13 protein-coding genes are annotated in these 21399 nt (G+C 46.5%); 9 read left to right on the top strand and 4 right to left on the bottom strand.

Annotation, left to right across the window (positions count from 1 at the left end; all coding sequences use genetic code 11):
* Genes L1D21_RS03990 through pfaD form a run of 3 tightly spaced genes read left to right on the top strand, consistent with a single transcriptional unit; the run spans position 1 to position 9587 of the window.
* Positions 1-2139, top strand: a complete 2139-nt coding sequence (locus L1D21_RS03990; protein WP_239843929.1) for a PfaB family protein — start codon at positions 1-3, stop codon at positions 2137-2139.
* Positions 2139-7904, top strand: a complete 5766-nt coding sequence (locus L1D21_RS03985) for a beta-ketoacyl synthase N-terminal-like domain-containing protein (RefSeq protein WP_239843928.1) — start codon at positions 2139-2141, stop codon at positions 7902-7904. Before L1D21_RS03990 ends, L1D21_RS03985 begins: the two co-directional genes overlap by 1 nt.
* Positions 7905-7964: 60 nt before the next feature.
* Positions 7965-9587, top strand: a complete 1623-nt coding sequence (gene pfaD / locus L1D21_RS03980; RefSeq protein ID WP_239843927.1) for an eicosapentaenoate synthase subunit PfaD — start codon at positions 7965-7967, stop codon at positions 9585-9587.
* A gap of 157 nt (positions 9588-9744) precedes the next feature.
* Here the strand turns inward: pfaD and L1D21_RS03975 are convergent, their stop codons facing one another.
* Entirely contained in the window at positions 9745-12057 is a 2313-nt protein-coding gene (locus L1D21_RS03975) for a penicillin acylase family protein (RefSeq protein WP_239843926.1), read from the bottom strand.
* A 584-nt stretch (positions 12058-12641) separates the two neighbouring features.
* Between L1D21_RS03975 and L1D21_RS03970 the strand changes: the two genes are divergently transcribed.
* The gene (locus tag L1D21_RS03970) at positions 12642-13448 is read left to right on the top strand and encodes a molybdate ABC transporter substrate-binding protein (RefSeq protein ID WP_275658885.1); all 807 of its coding nucleotides are present in this window, start codon (positions 12642-12644) and stop codon (positions 13446-13448) included.
* Positions 13449-13599: 151 nt separating this feature from the next.
* Positions 13600-14436: a sulfotransferase domain-containing protein gene (locus L1D21_RS03965; protein WP_239843925.1), complete on the top strand. Its 837-nt coding sequence runs from the start codon at positions 13600-13602 to the stop codon at positions 14434-14436.
* Positions 14437-14561: 125 nt separating this feature from the next.
* Here the strand turns inward: L1D21_RS03965 and L1D21_RS03960 are convergent, their stop codons facing one another.
* Both L1D21_RS03960 and L1D21_RS03955 read right to left on the bottom strand, forming a co-directional pair.
* Complete coding sequence (locus L1D21_RS03960; protein WP_239843924.1) at positions 14562-15098, bottom strand: outer membrane beta-barrel protein; 537 nt, start codon at positions 15096-15098, stop codon at positions 14562-14564.
* 136 nt (positions 15099-15234) lie between these two features.
* Positions 15235-16170 carry a choice-of-anchor H family protein gene (locus L1D21_RS03955; protein WP_239843923.1) on the bottom strand — a complete coding sequence of 312 codons (936 nt, stop codon included), beginning with the start codon at positions 16168-16170 and terminating at the stop codon, positions 15235-15237.
* A 318-nt stretch (positions 16171-16488) separates the two neighbouring features.
* Between L1D21_RS03955 and L1D21_RS03950 the strand changes: the two genes are divergently transcribed.
* The 4 genes from L1D21_RS03950 (at position 16489) to L1D21_RS03935 (ending at position 20720) form a co-directional block, all read left to right on the top strand.
* Positions 16489-16821 carry a PepSY domain-containing protein gene (locus tag L1D21_RS03950; RefSeq protein WP_239843922.1) on the top strand — a complete coding sequence of 111 codons (333 nt, stop codon included), beginning with the start codon at positions 16489-16491 and terminating at the stop codon, positions 16819-16821.
* A 19-nt stretch (positions 16822-16840) separates the two neighbouring features.
* Entirely contained in the window at positions 16841-17518 is a 678-nt protein-coding gene (locus L1D21_RS03945) for a response regulator transcription factor (protein ID WP_239843921.1), read from the top strand.
* Between the two features lie 78 nt (positions 17519-17596).
* Positions 17597-18922: an ATP-binding protein gene (locus L1D21_RS03940; RefSeq protein WP_239843920.1), complete on the top strand. Its 1326-nt coding sequence runs from the start codon at positions 17597-17599 to the stop codon at positions 18920-18922.
* Between the two features lie 301 nt (positions 18923-19223).
* A complete protein-coding gene (locus L1D21_RS03935) occupies positions 19224-20720 on the top strand; it encodes a DUF3300 domain-containing protein (RefSeq protein WP_239843919.1) in 1497 nt (498 codons plus the stop codon).
* 97 nt (positions 20721-20817) lie between these two features.
* Here the strand turns inward: L1D21_RS03935 and L1D21_RS03930 are convergent, their stop codons facing one another.
* Complete coding sequence (locus tag L1D21_RS03930; protein WP_239843918.1) at positions 20818-21330, bottom strand: YgjV family protein; 513 nt, start codon at positions 21328-21330, stop codon at positions 20818-20820.
* Positions 21331-21399: the final 69 nt, after the last annotated feature.

Here is a 21399-nt window from a genome sequence, read left to right as displayed (position 1 = left end):
ATGTCTGACACTAAGTCTGCAGCAACACTAATTACTCGCAAAGAGAATCAAGCGATGCCACTGCGCATCGCTATCTTGCTGCTTGAACATGGGCAGATACCTGCACAGTTGGCTCAAACCAAGGTGCATTCGCTTACGCTAACCAACCTGCGTTTGGATCTCGAGCAAGCTATGAAGTTGCTAGCCTCTGGTGAAGTGGTGCAGCTCGGTACATTAAACAGCAAATTACTGTTATTGCCCGCACTCACGGCGGCGCAGCTAAAACTGCATCCCCACGCCTATCTCGCAGCTATGCAGACAGCAAAGAAGCAAGGGCAAGCCTTAAAGCAGGCGCTGAAACAAGCCAAACGGCAAGATACCGATCTTAGTCATCACCGCTGTAATCAACTCTGTAACACTGCCTCTGGTAGCGTTAACGACTTTGACGCATTGGTTAATCTGGTTGCCGATATCGCTTCGCGCACACAGACTCACGCTGATGGCAGACAACATTTTTGGTTTACGGCGCCTCACCAAGGGCGCGTTGCCAGCTTAAGCCTGCAACTTATGCCAGACAACGAATCTCTGACTTTAATCGTCACTCAGGCAACGGGAAAACGACCGCCTAAGTCACTGTTAACCGCTCAGCGTTTGCTGTTTGTTGTCGCCGCCGATGACCGAACACAGTTAACACTGCAGCTGCAACAACTCGAACATCGACTGGCTAATTTGAGCCAGGAACCGCTCGCGCTGCTGCAACTAATGCATCGCAATCTAAGCGAATTTAGTCAGCAACACGATCCTCGCTTTGCCATCACACTTCAGGCCTGCGGGCTTGAGCAGTTGAGCCAAGAAATAACAGCAGTCAAGACTAAGCTTGCCTCCTTTTTTGCAATCTCAGTCAGTGAAAATCAAGGCGCCAAAACGACTGCAGCGCGAAATCAATATCAGTACAAGACGCCTGCGGGCAGTTATTTCACCGCAGCGCCATTACGACAAGAGAAACTGGCGTTTGTCTATCCTGGTGTTGGCACCGTATATCAACAAATGCTGAATGAGCTGCACCAATACTTCCCCGAACTCTATGCAAAACTGGAGCAACAAGGCGACCTGAACGCCATGCTGCAAGCCGATATCCTCTATCACAGTGATAAGCAATTGCTGACCAATATGCCGCTGTGCAACTCGGCAATTGCTGGGGTCGGTGCCAGCTATTTACTCACCAAGTTACTCACAGATGAGTTCGGAATTCAGCCCAGCTTTGCCTTAGGTTACTCCATGGGAGAAGCTGCAATGTGGGCAAGTTTGGATGTGTGGCAGCAGCCTCATCAACTGATCCAAAAGACCTTGAGCGATCCGCTATTTACTTCGGTGATATCCGGCGAATTAACCGCGGTACGTCAAGCCTGGGGATTAAATGAACAAGAAGTGATTCAGTGGAATAGCTTTGTGGTGCGCAGCCAGCCAGAGGAGATTCAAGCGCTATTGCCAGACTACCCGAGAGTCTATTTAGCCATTACCCAAGGAGGTACTTGCGTCATCGCCGGCTGTCAGCAAAGCTGCCAGAGCCTACTGAAAAAGCTTGGAAAACGTGGCATAGCTGCAAATCGCGTCACCGCTATGCATACGGCGCCAGCCTTGAGTCAACGGCAACAAGTAAGCGATTTCTATTGCCAGCCAATAAAGCCTAATGCAATTCAGCATAAGGTGAAATTTATCAGCGCAGCGAACAGCAATATAGGCATCGATGCGCCACTCAATCAAGAGATCCCCTTGTCTTCGCAATTAGTTGCCGACGCCATCAGTCAGACCTTTTGTCAGCCTCTGGATTTTAACGCCCTGATCCAAAGCGCTGCTAGTCAAGGCGCCAGACTGTTCGTTGAAGTTGGCAGCGATAGACAAAACTGCACCCTGATAGACAAGATTTTACACTCTGAAACCCAACTCAACTACACCACAGTGGCCACCAACGCCAAGGGCAGCGACACAATTTCTACGCTATTAAAGGCTATAGGTCAGATGATTAGCCATCGCCTGCCGGTCAAATTAGATGGGTTGCTACAAGGGCTTGAACATCAAATCGCCCAACTAAATTTCACAGCTAGCCTAGCAGAACATGCCTCTGCACAGGCCAATACTCTATTTAAAGAGGAAGCATAATGCCTTCAAACGAAGTGCCTTCTCAACACACTAATGCGCAATCGTCCCGCGTAACCAAGATCGCCATCGTCGGTCTGGCGAACCTGTATCCTGATGCCAAAACACCCGATCAATTTTGGCAAAACCTGCTGGATAAGCGTGACTCTCGTAGCCAATTAAGCCATCAAAAACTCAACGCTAATCGCGATGATTATCTTGGTCAGCAGGGAGAGTCTGATCGCTTCTATTGCGATAAAGGCGGTTACATTGAAGATTTTAATTTCGACAGCAGTGGCTATAAACTCAGCGGCGAACAGCTTTCAGGCCTAGATGACAGTTTCTTATGGGCACTCGATACCAGCCGTAAGGCGCTGCTCGATGCTGGCGTGTCTCTGGACTCACCTCTACTCGCGCGCACCGGAATCATCATGGGAACCCTTTCATTCCCGACGGCGAAATCCAACGAGTTATTCCTGCCGCTTTACCATAATGTGGTCGATAAAGCCCTAAAACAAAAACTTGGCAGTGAGCATTTTCAGCTGGCATCATTTAATCAGCAGCGAAAACAAAGTCATAATAACCAACTCAATTATGCCAATGGTGCCATCGCCCATAATGCCTCGAAAGTGGTCGCCGATGCATTAGGATTAGGTCGTGTGCAACTCAGCCTAGATGCCGCCTGTGCTAGCTCAGTGTATTCTCTCAAATTAGCCTGCGACTATTTGGCTACAGGTAAGGCCGACATGATGTTAGCTGGGGCGGTTTCCGGTGCCGACCCTTTCTTTATCAACATGGGGTTCTCCATTTTCCACGCCTATCCTGAACATGGTTTCTCTGCCCCCTTCGATAAAAACAGCAAAGGGTTATTTGCCGGTGAAGGTGCTGGAGTGCTGGCCCTCAAACGCTTAGAAGATGCCGAGCGAGATGGCGATAACATCTATGCCGTGGTCAGCGGTATCGGCTTATCAAACGATGGTAAAGGCCAGTTTGTATTAAGCCCTAACAGCAAGGGACAAGTTAAAGCCTTCGAACGCGCCTATCAGGCCAGCAATATTGAACCTGAAAATATCGAAGTGATCGAATGTCACGCCACAGGTACCCCACTGGGTGACAAGGTAGAGCTGGCTTCGATGGAGCAATTTTTTGCCCCACGACTTCAAGGCTCTGTCGCGCCTATGATTGGCTCGGCTAAATCGAACTTGGGTCACCTACTGACAGCCGCAGGAATGCCGGGGATTATGAAGATGGTCTTTGCCATGCGCCAAGGCGTGCTTCCACCCAGCATTAATATCAGTGAGGCGATAAGCTCGCCCAAGGGGTTATTTGGGGTTGATACTTTGCCGAATCAAGTCACCCCTTGGCCGGTTAAAGCCCACAATCAAACCCGACTCGCAGGGGTCTCAGTATTTGGTTTTGGTGGTTGTAATGCTCACTTGTTATTGGAGTCTTATCAGCCCAATTTGCAAGCAGAAACCAAGCTGGAAGCTCAGCCGAAAGCGACTAAAGCCAACATTAATACTGAGTTTACCATCACAGGGATAGCGGCCCATCAAGGTTCACTGAGCAGCATTCACGCCATTGACGACACCTTGAGCGTTGGCGGTAATGCCTTTAGTCAACTACCGGCAAATCGCTGGAAAGGGTTAAATAAACATCCGGAACTACTAGCCAAGGCAGGACTAAAAACCGTGCCGAATGGCGCCTATATCGACAGTTTCGAGCTGGATTTCCTGCGCTTTAAATTGCCGCCCAACGAAGACGATCGCCTTATCGCCCAGCAGTTGCTGTTGATGAAAGTCACCGACGAAGCGATCCGCGATGCTAAGCTACAAAATGGGCAAAATGTAGCCGTATTAGTGGCGATGGAAACCGAACTTGAATTGCATCAGTTCCGTGGTCGAGTCAACTTGCATACTCAGCTTAAACAGAGTTTTGATACCATGGGCGTTGCGCTGAGCGCACAAGAATATCGCGAACTCGAAGCCCTCACCATGGACAGCGTACTCGATGCAGCCAAACTCAATCAGTACACTAGCTTTATCGGCAACATCATGGCCTCTCGCATCGCCTCTTTATGGGATTTTAATGGCCCCGCCTTTACTATTTCAGCAGGCGAGCAATCGGTTAGTCGCGCGCTAGATGTCGCCGAAAACATGATGCAGCAAGAATCATTAGATGCGGTCGTCATCGCAGCCGTTGACCTATCAGGCAGCATCGAGCAACTGGTGCTAAAAAATGCCATCAGCCCACTCTCAGATAACCAATGGTATTTAGGTGAAGGCGCCGGTGCCTTGGTGTTGCAGCAAACAAGTCATATTAATGAGCAAATCTTAGGTTATGGCACCATCAAAGCGCTGAATTTTGGTCATCTGCAGCAGTTGAATCAGCTGCAAACTCAACTGTTTGAGCGCAGCCAAACCGCGCAGCAACAGATTGGATTTGCCGAGCTAAATCTGGCACCTGCTAGTGAAATTGATATAATAAGCCTGCAGACTGAACTTGCACTGAATAACAGCGACAAGGGCCTCGCACCTAAAGTAGAACAAAGCGATAAACAGCTTGGACACAGCTTCGCCGCCGCGGGCATGAACAGTTTGATCTACAGTTTGCTTCGCCTGAAACAACTCAAGCTGGAACAGGCACTGGTAGTCAATGTTAGCGAGAACCAAGCTGCGCTAATCCATCTCAGCCAGAATGAACAGCAACGCGCCGCGCTTTTGCAGCGACTGGGGCACAATATCACCACTCACAGTGAGCGTAGCTTAGTCAAACGCGTCACCTTAGGCGGTCGAGATATGTTTGCTCATATTACCGAAGCGCCGATGACCCATATTGAATCGATTAAAAATAAACTTGCCGCCGCAAAACCGACTACGGCAACAAAGCTAGAGTTACCTCAAACCATGACAGATAACACGACATCTCCAAACGATGCCCAAGCCCAAACCTCTGCCGCTTCAGTGCAAAAACTGACGGCGTTTCAACATAATCAGCAATTGGCAAAACAGGCACACCTTGCCTTCTTAAAAAACCGCCAAAGCGGACTACAGCTGGCAGACCAGCTTCTTAAACAACAGCTTGCAGGCATGACAGCAAATAGCGAGACAAGCCTTGGCACCAGCTCAGCGAAAGCTAATGCGCCGCGACCACAAATTTGTCCTGTCGCACCATTGGCACCAAGGCATGATCTTGTCGAACCTTATCGTGCACCTGTCCCCGCCCAAAAGCCTTGTATCTGGGATTATCATGATTTGGTGGAATATGCCGAAGGTGATATCGCTAAAGTGTTCGGTGAGCAATACGCCATTATCGACAGCTACCCTCGTCGCGTTCGCCTGCCAACCACAGATTATCTACTGGTTTCTCGCATCACCAAACTCGATGCGCAGATCAATCAATATAAACCCAGCTCGATGACCACAGAATACGATATTCCGCTGGACGCGCCCTATCTGGTTGATGGCCAGATCCCTTGGGCCGTGGCGGTAGAGTCCGGACAATGTGACCTGATGTTGATCAGCTATTTAGGCATAGATTTCGAGAATAAAGGTCAGCGCGTCTACCGCTTACTCGACTGCACCCTCACCTTCCTTGGGGATCTTCCCAGAGGCGGCGACACGCTTCGTTATGATATTAAGATCAATAACTTTGCCCGTAATGGCGACACCTTACTGTTCTTCTTCTCCTATGAATGTTTCGTCGGCGACAAGATGATCCTCAAGATGGATAACGGCTGCGCCGGCTTCTTCACCGATGCCGAACTCGCCGATGGTAAGGGGGTTATTCGCACCGAAGATGAGATAAAAGCGCGTAATAACACCGTTAAGCAAGGCTTCAATCCGCTACTGAATTGTCCGCAAACTCAGTTTGATTACGCTGCGATCCATAAACTGTTAGCGGCAGATTTTGCTGGCTGTTTTGGCTCATCACATATTGGCGCGGCGCAGCCTTCACTGTGTTTTGCCTCGGAAAAGTTCTTGATGATTGAGCAGGTCAGCAAACTGGATAGACAAGGCGGAGCCTGGGGATTAGGTTTGGTCGAAGGCCATAAACAGTTAGCGGCGAATCACTGGTATTTCCCTTGTCACTTTAAAGATGATGAAGTGATGGCAGGTTCCTTGATGGCCGAAGGTTGCGGCCAGTTACTGCAGTTCTACATGCTGCATCTTGGCATGCATACTCTCACTCAAAATGGTCGTTTCCAACCCCTGGAAAATGCTTCACAAAAAGTACGTTGTCGCGGTCAGGTTTTACCTCAATCGGGACAGTTAACCTATCGCATGGAAGTGACCGAAATCGGTATCAACCCACGCCCTTATGCCAAGGCTAATATCGATATTTTGCTTAATGGCAAAGTAGTAGTGGATTTCCAAAACCTCGGGGTGATGATCAAAGAGGAGCAGCAATGCACTCGCTATTCAGATACTAATGTAATTTCAAGTTCAGGCTTAAATTCAAATGCTGGCTTAAGTTCAAGCACTGGCTTAGCCGATACCCAAGCAGTCAATAAAACCCATCGAGGTACATCGGCAAACGCACCGTTAATGGCGCAAGTTCCTGACTTAGCTGCCGAGCCCAATAAAGGCGTTATCCCCCTAGCCCATGTGGAAGCGCCACAAATCCCTGACTACCCCAATCGAACGCCGGATACTGTGCCATTCACGCCCTATCACCTGTTCGAGTTTGCCACTGGTAATATCGAAAACTGCTTCGGCCCTGAGTTCGCAATTTATCGCGGCATGATCCCGCCACGAACCCCTTGTGGCGATCTGCAGCTGACGACTCGGGTCATTGAAGTCAATGGTAAGCGTGGCGACTTTAAGACACCATCGAGCTGTATCGCCGAATATGAAGTGCCGCATGATGCGTGGTACTTCCAAAAGAATAATCACCATGCGCTGATGCCTTATTCGGTATTGATGGAAATTTCATTACAGCCTAATGGTTTTATTTCCGGCTACATGGGCACCACGTTAGGCTTCCCCGGACTCGAACTGTTTTTCCGAAACCTAGACGGTAGCGGTGAGTTATTACGCGAGGTCGATCTACGTGGCAAAACGATAGTGAACGACTCACGTCTGCTATCGACCGTCATGGCGGGCACCAACATCATTCAGAGCTTTAGTTTCGAGTTAAGCACAGATGGCGAGCCTTTCTATCGTGGCACCGCCGTGTTTGGCTACTTTAAAGCCGAAGCCTTGAAAGATCAGTTGGGCTTAGATAATGGCAGAGTCACCCAACCTTGGCATGTGGCTAAAGGCATTGCTGCCGATACCAAGGTAAACCTACTCGACAAAACCGGACGCCATTTCAACGCCCCAGAAGGTCAACCTCATTATCGCCTAGCGGGTGGTCAGCTTAACTTTATCGACAGCGTAGAAATCGTTGATAATGGCGGCACCGAAGGCTTAGGCTATTTGTACGCCGAGCGCACTATCGACCCTAGTGATTGGTTCTTCCAATTTCATTTCCATCAAGATCCTGTGATGCCGGGTTCTCTGGGCGTTGAAGCGATTATCGAAACCATGCAAACTTATGCCATCAGCAAAGACCTAGGCGCAGGCTTTAATAATCCTAAATTTGGCCAAATCTTATCCAACATAAAATGGAAGTATCGAGGTCAGATCAATCCGCTCAATAAACAGATGTCGATGGATGTCTCGATAACGTCGATTAAGGATGAGCAAGGCAGAAAAGTGATCACAGGTAACGCCAGTCTAAGTAAAGATGGGCTGCGGATCTATGAAGTCACAGACATTGCCATCTGCATCGAAGAAGCGAAATAAGTCGCCAAACCAAATAAATTGCAATAAAAACGAATCATAAAAATTAAGGGTAAGATTTAAATGGATCCTACGACAACCAATAAGCCGTTATCACCTTGGCCTTGGCAAGTGGCCGACAGTAATGTCAGTTTCGATACCGACGCTATGGCCGCTCAGCTGAAGGATTTTAGCCGAGGCTGCTATGTAATTAACGACCTTGATAAAGGCGTAGGTATTGCCACCCAAGCCAGTTTAGCCACAGACGAGAAAGCCAACGGCCATCCAGTGAGCGCTTTTGTCCCCGCCTTAGGTACAGAAAGTCTTGGCGATAGTAATTTCCGCCGGGTTCACGGAGTTAAATACGCTTACTATGCCGGTGCGATGGCCAATGGCATTTCATCGGAAGAGCTAGTTATATCGCTAGGTAAAGCCGGCATTTTATGCTCATTTGGCGCGGCAGGTTTGATCCCTAGTCGTGTCGAAGCGGCCATCGAACGTATTCAAGCGGCGCTGCCTAACGGCCCTTATATGTTCAACCTGATCCACAGCCCTAGTGAGCCCGCACTAGAACGTGGCAGCGTTGAACTGTTTTTAAAGCATAAGGTGCGCACCGTTGAAGCCTCTGCATTTTTAGGGCTGACACCACAAATCGTCTATTACCGCGCGGCGGGATTGAGCCGAGATAACAAGGGCAACATCATCATAGGCAACAAGGTCATCGCTAAAGTGAGCCGCACCGAGGTAGCTGAAAAATTCATGATGCCAGCACCGGAAAAATTACTGCAAAAACTCGTCGACGAAGGCTTAATCAGCACAGATCAAATGAGTATGGCGCAGCAAGTTCCTATGGCCGATGACATCACTGCCGAGGCCGATTCCGGGGGGCATACCGATAATCGTCCGCTGGTTACGCTACTGCCAACCATTTTGGCGCTTAAAGACGAAATTCAGGCTAAGCATCAATACCCCACACCACTTCGTGTTGGCTGTGGCGGCGGTGTCGGTACCCCAGATGCGGCATTAGCCACCTTTAACATGGGCGCCGCTTATATCGTCACCGGCTCAATCAATCAGGCCTGTGTCGAAGCTGGCGCCAGTGAACATACCCGCAAATTGCTCGCCACCACAGAGATGGCCGATGTCACCATGGCACCCGCCGCCGATATGTTCGAGATGGGGGTAAAGCTACAAGTGGTCAAGCGCGGAACCCTGTTCCCGATGCGGGCCAACAAGTTGTACGAGATCTACAGTCGCTATGACAGCATCGAAGCCATCCCAAGCGATGAGCGGGAAAAGTTAGAAAAGCAGGTATTTCGTGCCAGTTTAGATGAAATTTGGGCCGGCACAGTGGCTCACTTTAACGAGCGAGATCCCAAACAGATCGAACGTGCCCAGGGGAATCCTAAACGTAAAATGGCATTGATCTTCCGTTGGTATCTTGGCCTCTCTAGTCGCTGGTCAAACTCCGGCGAAGCGGGACGTGAAATGGATTATCAAATTTGGGCCGGCCCAGCTCTAGGCGCGTTTAATCAATGGGCCAAAGGCAGCTATCTCGATGATTATCAGAAGCGCCATGCTGTCGATTTAGCCAAGCACCTGATGTACGGTGCCGCCTACTTAAACCGTATCAACAGCATTAGCGCACAAGGGATCAAATTGCCTCAGGCACTGCTTCGTTGGAAGCCAACAGAATCGATGATTTAACAGTTAGCTAGCAAGCTTAGCGAATAAAGCTTGACTAATAATACTGACCTAAAGAAAGACAAAACCACCAGAGTCTTTAACGACGATGGTGGTTTTTTATTAGCTTAGTTGATTGGCCGAATCAGATGTCGATAACCTAAATTATTTAATTGCTATTTTAGTTTTTCAATGGCCTTAAGGTTAGCTTTTCCTCTATCGCTTGGGGTAATAATGGCGTCGACTTTTGCGCCGCATATTCATCAAAACCTTTACGATAGAAACGCGATAACGGATGTCCTGATTGTCCCCCTGGCACGGTTAATATTGCCCTATCCTCCAACCCTGGCTGCACAATAAAACGTTGTGATGCCCCAAAACTTCGCCCTTGAACCGCTGGCATAAAGGTATCGCCAAAACCCACCACTGTAGGCATATCGAGGAAACGGCTTAAAATAGGCATCTGGCGACTAAACGGATGCTGAATAGCCAAGGTATTAACCTTGCCCCAAGCTAAATCTTGATAATCATTGGTGCTACTGTATTTAGTCAACAGCGCTTGGGTTGATTGCAAATAACTATCGATAACAAACGCTTGCCAGCTGGCGAACTCGGCCGGAAGCCAGCTGCGTGGTTGCTCACGCAATAACTGCCACATCGCAGGTTCGAGATAACGTTTCACCGGCCCCAAACTAAGGGATAAGCTATTTAACTCAGTTTCAAGTGGTGCAAAGCTGCGATCGATCAGTCGACTCCTGAAATATTTAACCAAGGTAAAGCCAATCGAGTCGCTGCAAGCACAAGCTTGCCACTGCTTAAGGTATTGAATGTCTTTTGCAAAGCGCTGCGGCTGACTCATCAACGCCGTGATCAACATATCCTGCCAGGGCAGATAAAAAAGAGCTTGGTTATCGAGCTGAATCTGATAGAAGTCCTGCTCATCGAACGTCTGTTGCTGCTGTAATCGGTCACGAATTTGCGCGCTTCTGGCGCCCAACGCATAGCCACCATCACCAAAACGCTGAGCATCTTGAGTCGACATCACCCGCGCGTTAGCACTCCAAATCAAACCATTATTAGGAGTTAACACCTGAGGAATATCGGTAATTCTGTCTGCCCACAGTGCTTGGTTCACCTTGGAGGCTTCGAGCGCCACATCGCTGGGTTGACGCCGAGCTGGATATGCCCCCGCGACTCGCCAGCCAGCATCGCCTTGTGCATCGGCAACCACTAAGTTTTGCACAGGTATGCCAAAACGACTGGCATTTTCCAGCGCCTGTTTGACATTTTTAGCTGTCTCTAGCGTCATCAACTCCATATCGACCGCGTAAGCTTGGTGAGCAACCCAAGCTAAGGCATAAGATTGACCATCGATATTTTTTACCGGACCAAACTTTGAAACCGACAGCGGATAGTCTACTTCACCTTGGGGCAACTTAATGGTTTCATTCACTATGGTAATAGGTTCGTTGTCATCGAGCGCTATCCAATCGGCGGTATCGATATAAGCATTAGTAAAACCCCATGCCACCATACCATTACTGCCAACGACAATAGCTGGCGCGCCGGGCAAAGTCACGCCGGTCACCTGATGCTGTTCGCCAGCGGCATCAGGATAATTTAACTGCGAACGATACCAGATAATAGGCACCGCAAACGACAGGTGCATATCATCGGATAACATGCCACGGCCTGACTGAGTATGCTCTCCGGTGACCGCCCAGTTGTTACTACCAAGTTCTTGTGGCTCATCGATTACACTATCTCTAGCACTGGTTAACAGCTTAGCAGCTAAGTCCGGTAAGGCTGGCGGATCTGAAGGGAACAAGCTGTCATCTAACGCAGCCTGATAATTGGACGTCTGAGTGATAAAGCGCCTCATGGGTTTACCAAACTGGCTTTCTATCATCGTCAGAGTCATATCTCGGTTTATGGTATTACTCTGTAAATCGAGATACATGCTGTAGATCACCAAGATGCTATCGCTAGGACGCCAAGGCTGGGGCTTCGCCTGTATCAGAATATATTCAAATGATCTGAGTTTTTGTTGCGCCAATGCGGCGTTAACCCCGGCACTATAGTGCTCCAGCAACTGTTGTTGAGCTTGAGGCAGTTTGGTAAAAATCGCCTCAGCGCGTTTTCTGAGTTGATGAAAACGATGACGTTTATCCAGCTCAATAGCGCCAGCGCCAAATAGCTCAGATAACTCAGATAACTCACCCGCCGCATTGCGTCTTAAAAGATCCATCTGAAAAAAGCGATCTTGTCCGTGGGCGAACCCTAAGCCGTACGCAACGTCCTGACGATGTTCACCGTTAATCACGGCAGTACCGAGGCGGTCGCGCTCAATTGTTACCGTTTGTGATATTTGCGCTGTGCTCATCTCCCCCGTTAATCTCGGTAAACTCAACTGCAAACCGATATACAGGCTAGCGATGGCAAGAAAAATAAGAGAAAGCAGTGTAACAATGGAAATTTTTATGATTTTAATCATGCAGTAACGCCAATGTCCCTATTCAGTCTTTAATATATCTAAGTTACACAGGTGTGAACAGCTAGAATTCGCAATCGTTAAAGTTAGTTAATCGCCAAAATGAATCACCTTATGTAGGCCATTCTAAAGGAGGTTATCGACGTAAATAATCCGCGAACCTAGCAAGCAGAGATTATACTTAGCGGTATGTTGACGACTTAAGGGCGAACTATCTCAACCGCAAAATGTGGTGATATTGCACGCAATAACAGATGTATGAATACCTTAATTAAACTCTGGAGCACCACCCCTGAATTAATCAAACCACTCTTAATCCTAAGTCTGGTTTTCCTGTTAGGATTAATCGCGTTTGTGTTGGGCAAAGCCCTCGGCGTGCTAATTTATCTGCTGTAGTTCGCAACGGCCATGCTCTTTATAGACGAATATTGCCAAAAATCTTAATTAAAATGGGACATTTTGTCTGGTAAATAGATTAAATTAGCGATCTCTGTAACAACTTCATTTTTAGCCGAATAGGCACACTTGCCTCGTCGTGCGAACTAGGCTTTGATACGCCAGTTAACACTGATAAGGAAAGCTTAAAAATGAGCAAAAAATGGATATTCAGCACGATATGTTTGGCCATCATGAGCACGAATATTTACGCCCACGAAGACCCAATTGAATTTCGAGCCGCTGGGAGCTTAAAGTCAGCAATGACTGAGATAACCAGCGCATTTGAGGCTGATAAGCAGCTCAAAGTGGCCTCGCAATTCGCTCCATCCGGTCTACTGAGAAAACGCATTGAACAAGGCGAAAAAGTTGACCTTTACGCTTCAGCCAATATGAAACACCCCACCACTTTAAATCAAGCCAAGCTTAGTGGGGATGTGGTGCTGTTTGCTCGCAATAAATTATGTGCCATTGCCCAGCCAGAAGTCTCTGTCACTAGCGACACTTTATTAGCTCAGATGCTCGACAAAAATATACGTGTCGGCACCTCAACTCCTAAGGCTGACCCTGCTGGTGATTACGCGTTTAAGGTATTTGAACGTGCAGAGAAGCTTCAAGCCAATGCCGAAAAACAATTGAGCGAAAAAGCACTGCAACTGACCGGAGGCCCCAATAGTGCAAAAGCCCCCGCAGGTCGCAATCCTTACGGCTGGGTAATGGAAAACAAACAGGCAGATATTTTCCTCACTTACTGTACTAATGCGGTACTGGCACAGAAAGAGGTTAAGCAGCTTAACATTATTCAGCTACCAGAAAACCTCAGTGTTGGCGCAAACTATGGTCTGACTCTAATTAATGGCGCGCAAGATCATGCTGCTGAATTAGCACTATTTATCCTATCGCCAACGGGACAGTCAATTTTAGCCCAATATGGTTTTGATACTCCAACACACCCCTAACCGTCACGGTTCAAGTTTAAGCATGGCCTAGGCCATGCTTAATCATTCAACCTGAGTTCAACTTGCCATTTATGCCATTAATCGGTAGTTTCTTACAGCTAAAGAGAGACAGACAATAGTCTCCAAATTGACAAATTTTAAGGAATCATTAATGGGGAACATACTTTGGGTGGCTTCTTACCCCAAATCAGGCAACACTTGGGTTCGCGCCTTCCTAGAAAACTATATTCAAAATGGCGATCGGGCGGTTGATATCAACACCATGCACACCATCTCCACAGCAGAGTCCGCTGCGCATAGATTCCAGCCCCATCTTAGCGGTGATAAGAAAACAACCGATCTTAGCTTAGAAGAGATCTGCGCCCTGCGCCCATTAGTCCAAGCCGATATTGCTAGGCAAGCACAAGGCACCACTTTCGTTAAGACTCACAACTACTTAGGCACCTATAACGAACATCCATTACACAATTCGCAAGTCACTTCTGGCTCAATTTATGTTGTGCGCAATCCCTTGGATGTCACCGTATCTATGGCCAATTATTTTGACTACAGTATCGATGAAACCATCGCTTACATGGCCGAAGAGATGACGGGCACACCGAACGAGCCAGAAAACGTTCCTCAAGTTATCACCTCATGGTCAAAACATGTATCGAGTTGGACCGACTTAGCCGAAGATGCCAAATTAATTATTCGCTACGAAGATCTGCTTGACGACCCCAAGAAAATGTTCAGAAAAATAGAATCCTTCTTGGGGCTGAAGAAAGATCCTAAGCGTCTTAAAAATGCGATAAAACACTCGTCTTTCGCTCAGCTAAAAGCTCAAGAAGCACAACGGGGATTTGTTGAAAAACATGAAAATGCCAACCGATTCTTTCGTCAAGGTCAGAAGCATCAATGGCGTCAGGTATTAAGCGAACAACAAGTGGCACAAATTATCGAGCACCATGGTGAGCAGATGGCCAAATTTAATTACCTACCCAAATAGCGATCAGGCAAACGCTATGACGCTAGAATCAAAAACTACCGTACTGAAATCAAAAACGCAGCCTTAAGGCTGCGTTTTTATTTTTCCAAAAATTGCGACGCTTTAACGGTTAAAACTGCAGCCCTTTAAAATTGATAGTGCAGCCCTAAATAAACATTACCCAAGTCACTATCCATGGTGTCATCCAGATCGGGGGCTTCTAGGTCGGTCTCAATTTTCTCGTAGGCTAGACGCACATTAATATTATTACTAAACGCCATATTAAAACCTGCGCTCCACAACCAACCGATACCATCATAATTATGGTCGCTATCGAGATTCATCGAAGCCACACCCGCCTTAATAAACATCGAATAAGTGTTGCTAAAATAATGATGAAACTTAGCCGCTAGCGAAACATAGTTATTATCCACATCGCCATTATCGACAATATCACTGGTGCGCACATAGGTGGTTTCTAAGGCGAAGTTTTTACTGGTGTAGTAACCAGCATACACACCATAGTTCATGGCTGAATCATCAATATTACTGGTTTCAAATTCGGTATAACCCACCATGCCCCCCAAGTAGTACCCCTTAATATCGGCTATCGCCGTCGCAAAGGTTGAGGTTGACATCAAGGTGCCAATCAAAGTCAATATGAGGATAAATGTTCGCTTCATCATTCCACCAAGCGGGACAGTAACAAGTACATAACATACTAGACTATAAATAGAGATAAATTAAGTCTTTAAACGAGAAATCACTTCACCCGTTACTGTCTAATATCGCTGACACGCAGCAAGGCTTACACATTTGCTATACAGCGCTTCGGCGCACTGCCAACAGTAGTAACAAGGCCAATATTGAGCCAAGGGTTACACTGCTGCCACTCACAATGACCTCAGTTTCTACATAGTAGTCGTCTCTGTCAGCACTCTCTAACGGCAAGGCATATAAATCATCCACATCATCACTGCTAATGGTGGCAACAATATCGTTATAACCCACTTCATAAAGGTCGATAAGTACATCGTAATGATCGCTATAATAACCTCTATGTAAGCTAGTTAAGACCTCAAAATCGTCATCGCTGGCATCGTCAACAATAGTGAAAATATCTGTTGTATGGTAAAGCTCCCAAGGCCCACCGTTACGACTCAGATAAAGGTCGGCGTAAACCTCTGCATATTCACCTGTGTAATAGCCTTGTACATCAGCATCGAAAGTCACACTGAAAGTTTGATAAAATCCATCACGATCAATATCTTCAAACAGGCGGCTGGTCGCCTGATAAATATAGAATTGATGATAAATACCTGCATTGAGTCGGTCTGCTGCAGAGCGCAGTATCTTACTGGTGTTACTGGTGTCGGTTCGCTCAACAATGACCTGCTCACGAGTCTTACCCACTAGAGGATTTTGCTGAACCTGGCTTAAATCGCCATTGAGCATTTGTTTTAGCTGCAGCGAAGCTTTCAGTTCAGCACTATTCATCTCTGATGCAGCACGGCTAAAACGGCGAGAGTCTTCAACTGGCGATGACACAACAGTGATTGAGGCGACCGTTAATGCTGTGATCGACTCACTATCATTAGCTTGCCTCTCAAGCTGAGGTGATTCAGCAAAAGTCTGCCCGACAAAAAGCAGAGCAAAAGTGGTGAGTAATACTTTTGACCAGAAACAGCCACTAGGGCTTAATCGGTTAACGGGCTGAGTTTCAGTCTGAGTATTTGACTTCAATAATCTATTCATAATGCTCTCCATCAAAGAGATGAGATTGACTTAACCGCTATTAAAGCCTGTCCAAAATGAACATAAGCTGAACATTAAAAATCGAATAAATTCATAATTATTCAATATGATACAAAGTATCAGCGTTCAGCTTATATTCATCTTCAATCTTGAATAATCTCTATGGATATATATTAGAGGTAGGCGAATACGGATGTTTGACGCCACGAAGTAAGGTGACGAAAATAAGCTTTATCAACAGCATGAAAGGCTTGATATGTTTCTTATTGTTAGCGGATCTTTTACACTGAGAAAATATCAACAAAACAGGTACATTTGATGAAATTGGCTCTCAGCTTAATAGCTTCAATCTGCTTATTATTGGCAACGGTTAGCGAGGCCTCTGCAAGTCATGTTCCTAGCTCAAGTTTCACCAGCCTGTCGATAAGCGCAGCCGCTATGGCCGGACAGAAGAGTCCTAATAAACTCAAAGTAAAAAACCGTCAACAAGCCACCCAAATGGTTCAAGGACACTACGATGGTAAGGTACTGAGCATTCAATCCACTCGAGTTAATGGCAATCCTGGATATAAAGCCAAAATTCTCAGTGCTGATGGCGTGGTATTTTATGTCTCAATCGATGCCCTCACAGGGCGAATGAGCCGACGTTAATGGCATCAAGGAGTTAGGCATGCGATTACTTTTGGTTGAAGATGATCTGCCACTACAAGCCAACCTAAAGCAACATCTATTAGATGCCCATTACACCTTAGATGTGGCCAGTGACGGTGAAGAGGGGTTGTTTCAGGGGCAGGAATACAACTATGATGCGGCCATTATCGATGTCGGCTTGCCAAAGCTCGATGGTATTCAACTCATCACCCAATTACGCCAACAAGGTATCGATTATCCAGTATTAATTTTAACCGCTCGTGATAGCTGGCAAGACAAGGTCGAAGGGCTAGACGCCGGCGCCGATGATTACCTCACCAAACCTTTCCATCCCGAAGAATTAGTGGCGCGTCTGAATGCTCTGATCCGCCGCTCAGCAGGAAAATCCAGCCCGATCATCACCAATGGCCCCATCAGCCTTAACACCAGCAGTCATGAAATCATGCTTGCTCAACAAACGGTCAGTTTAAGTGGCTCTGAGTACAAACTATTTGAATATTTTATGTTGCATATCGGCGAGGTGAATTCTAAAACGACCCTGATTGAACATATTTATGATCAAGACTTCGACTTAGACTCTAACGTGATTGAAGTATTTATTCGTCGTCTGCGCAAAAAGCTCGACCCAGATGGAAGTTTAGCCATTATCGAAACTCTGCGTGGTCAAGGCTATCGCATGCGTCAGCTAAATGATTAATCGGCTCAGATGACTAGCTCTCAAATAAAAGCTCCAACACAAATACCCTCACGATTAAATTCACTGAGCACTCGCTTAATGCTCAGCGCCTTATTGCTAATCGTCGTATTACTACCTGTTATTGGCATCGCGCTCAACAATGCCTTTAAACAGCAGGTCATGCTCAATACCCAAGATCAACTCAGTGCCTATCTTTACTCGGTGCTCGCGGTTACCGATATGGATGAAGGTCAGTTACAGATGCCGGAGCTCTTGTTAGACAACCAATTTAATGTGATTAATTCAGGCCTGTATGCCTTGGTTTCTCAGGCTGATGATGGCGAAGAATCTGAACTTTTATGGTCATCAAAATCCTTTTTAGGTCATAGCGCGCCCGAGCAGCTACCTCAACCTAAGTTAGGGCAGCGGCAATTTAGTCAAATTTTATTAAACGACCAGCCACAGCTGATTTACAGTTTTAGTGTACGTTTCGATACGGGTAGCCATGCCAAGCCAATCACCTTACATATCATCAAAGACCTCGACACAGTCACCCAACAGCAACAGGCATTTAGCCAACATCTGTGGATCTGGCTGCTGATATTGATGCTGGTGTTATTGGCGATTCAATTGGCCTGGTTAACCTGGACTCTCAGGCCTCTGGCCAAATTTAAACAAGAGCTAAAGTCGGTGCAGATGGGAGAAAGCCAAAACATTTCCGGGCAATACCCCAACGAGTTACAGGCGGTAGCCAAACAACTCAATACGCTGCTGACTACCGAACAGCGCCAACGCAGTCGTTATCGCAACGCGCTCTCCGATTTAGCTCACAGCTTAAAAACCCCCTTAGCGGTGATCCAAAGCCAGAAAGATCTTAACACTACTTCCATCGAGCAGGTTAATCAGATCAATCGTACCATTAGCCACCAGCTCAAACGTGCCCAAAGCGCTGCGGGTAGTGCTTGGCATCTAGGCATAAAAATTCAACCTATCACAGATAAGTTACTGCGAACCCTAGGCAAAATTCATCCTAATATCGCAATAAACTACGTAGCAGAGTCTAGCGCCCAGTGCGTGTTTTATGGCGATCAAAATGATCTCACCGAATTAATCGGTAATCTATTAGACAACGCCTGCAAAGCCGCCAAGACGCAAGTATTGTTATCCATAGAAACTCTGCCCAATCTGCTAATAATCCAAGTAGAAGATGATGGTCTAGGTGTACCCGTCGAGCAAAGACAAGCCATTTTAGAGCGCGGAAAACGCGCCGATACCTATGCTAAAGGCAATGGCATTGGCCTAGCTATTGTTTGCGATCTTGTAGACAGTTACCAAGGTAAATTGACTATCAGTCAATCGCCTCAACTCAAAGGCGCCTGCTTTACGCTAAGCTTTACTCAGCAGGTCTTATACCAATCAAAGTAAATGAGTGATCAGCCCGCTTTATAAAAGAATGGCCGCAGAAAAAATTGTCGAAAACAAGGCGTAAATTGCAGTAACGAGTTATTCTAATAACAAAATTTACAACAGGGTTATCGGCGATTTTAACTAGCAAGAATGATCATATAATGACTGCGATTGGTATTAAAATAGTGTCGACCTAAAATTAGCGTCGAGCATTAGTTAAAAAATGGTTTGGTTAGCGTCCCCCTAACTTTCAGCTTACGTTCATCTTCAGTTATTTAACATGAGGCTAAATCATGGAAAACTGATACTTGGAGACGATATGAACAGCATAAAATTATGGGTGGCCACCCTAGTCTTGGCCCTGTCAGCATCACTCTATAGCCCTAATTTACTGGCAGCAAATGACAAATCAAATGAAGCGATGTTCAGCGAACCTGAACTGGCACAGATTCTTGCCCCTATTGCGCTTTATCCCGATAGCCTACTGACTCACATCTTAATTGCATCGACTTATCCTATTGAGTTAGTCCAGGCAAACCGCTGGCGTAAACAACATGCCTCGCTATCGGCAACCGACGCGGTAAACCTTGCCGAAGATCAAGATTGGGATCCCAGTGTCATCGCCCTAGTCGGCTTCCCTGAAGTACTGGAAACCCTAAGTAAAGACCTTGACTGGACCCAAAAGCTGGGTGATGCCTTCTTGCAAAATGAGGCGCAAGTACTAGCCAGTATCCAAACTTTGAGGCAACAAGCCGATGCTGCAGATAGCTTAGCTAACATGGACAAGATGCGTGTTACTAAGGTGAATAATGAAATCATCATTGAACCAATACAAACTCAGGTGGTGTATGTGCCCGTGTATGATCCTCGTGTCGTTTACGGTAGCTGGCGCTGGTACAACTATCCGCCGGTATATTGGGATTCACCTTCTTATGTCAGTGTCGGTTTTTCTCACCATGGCAGTAGTCTGTTTTTCTGGAGCAGCGGCATTCGTATCGGGTTCAACTATTACTTTAGCGCGTTTCGCTGGCATGACCGTCACATCATAGTGACTCAACATAGACATTCGAACCACTATCGTTCACATACCCGTATCGTTTCGAGTTATGGTGCCCAGCGTTGGACCCACAAACCTCATCATAGACGGGGCGTGGCTTACCGTACCAAGGTAGTTAAACAGCGTTACAACAGTCATAGACCTAGCTTGATGCATGAGAAACAGCAGCGCAAAATGGTAACCCCCCCCCCTATGGTAAACGGTGCTAAAAGCTCTATATCGAGAGCTAACTCGCCTAAAAATATGGCAAAAGATCAACACAGCTCGAAGCAACAAAGACGTAAACATGCAGAGTTAACCGCTAGACTACATGATCAGCCTAAATTGCAAAATCGTTCTAAGGCACAAAGCAATAACAGCGATAAACTGCGTAACGACAGGACTGCTAATAACAAGCACAGCAACAAAGCGCAACGTGCTGAGCGAATCAATAAGCAGCTTCAGCGACAAAACAATAGAGCATCAACTAAAGTGATTAATGCCCATCAATCTCAAACGAAAAATTGGCAATCAAAGCCAGCTCAACATCGTTCTCAGCACTACCAAAAAGAACAACGAGCTCAGATAGATAGGTCGAACAAAGCGATTCAGTCAAACCCAAGCTATCTGCCAAACAAAACAAAGCAAGTTAGAGAGCAACATAACGTCACCCGAAATAGCTCAGTCAGAAATAGCTCAACCAGAACCAACTCAGTAAGACATACGAGTAATAATCAAAGGCAGAACAGCCAAGGACGTAATAAACAAAGAGAACATTAGACTATCATTCGTTTTAAGCAATAAGGCTCAGCATTTAGCTGAGCCTTATTATTTTTACCGTTCAATCTATATCACCATGACACGAGACCGTGGCCATTTAACTGACTTTTTGCAATTTGAGTGTCACCCCATAGTAGCGGTAGTACCCCACTAAATTACTGCAGATAAAGGCAAACTCCATCAAGGCTGCCATAGGTGATCCCACCAATAAGTTATTGAGTAGCCAGATACTGGTACCAATAATCATCAACTGTCTAAGTAATTGATCAGTTTTACAAAAAGTCGCTAAGGTTTGCATTGTACTGCCTGCAAAGCTTACCAAGCTCAAGACTCCCGCAAAGGTAATGTAAGTCAACACACTGTTGAGGCTGAGAAACAGCACTAACAGCCGTTTATCGTGGCTAAAGATAGTGACAAAATAACGTATCGCCGCCATCATCATTAATGCCGCTGCCGTCCACTGCTCTAACAAGACAAAATGCGTGCTACTCAACACGCAAGAGACAGCTAAACAGGCGACAATAAAGCGCTTCTGTTTAAATTGAAATGAGATTAAATCAAAAATAATCGCAACCGTAATAAGCAGTTGCGAAAGCATAAATGCGGACATAGGTCACCTCTATCGGAAAGTGACGCTATGATGCAGGCAAGCTAGTAAGGTTGCATTAACTTAGGTTAA

The sequence above is a fragment of the Shewanella sp. Isolate11 genome (assembly GCF_022398315.1).
Taxonomy (GTDB): domain Bacteria; phylum Pseudomonadota; class Gammaproteobacteria; order Enterobacterales; family Shewanellaceae; genus Shewanella.
The sequence above is the reverse complement of the archived record's forward strand: the minus strand, read 5'-3'. Positions and strand labels throughout refer to the sequence as shown.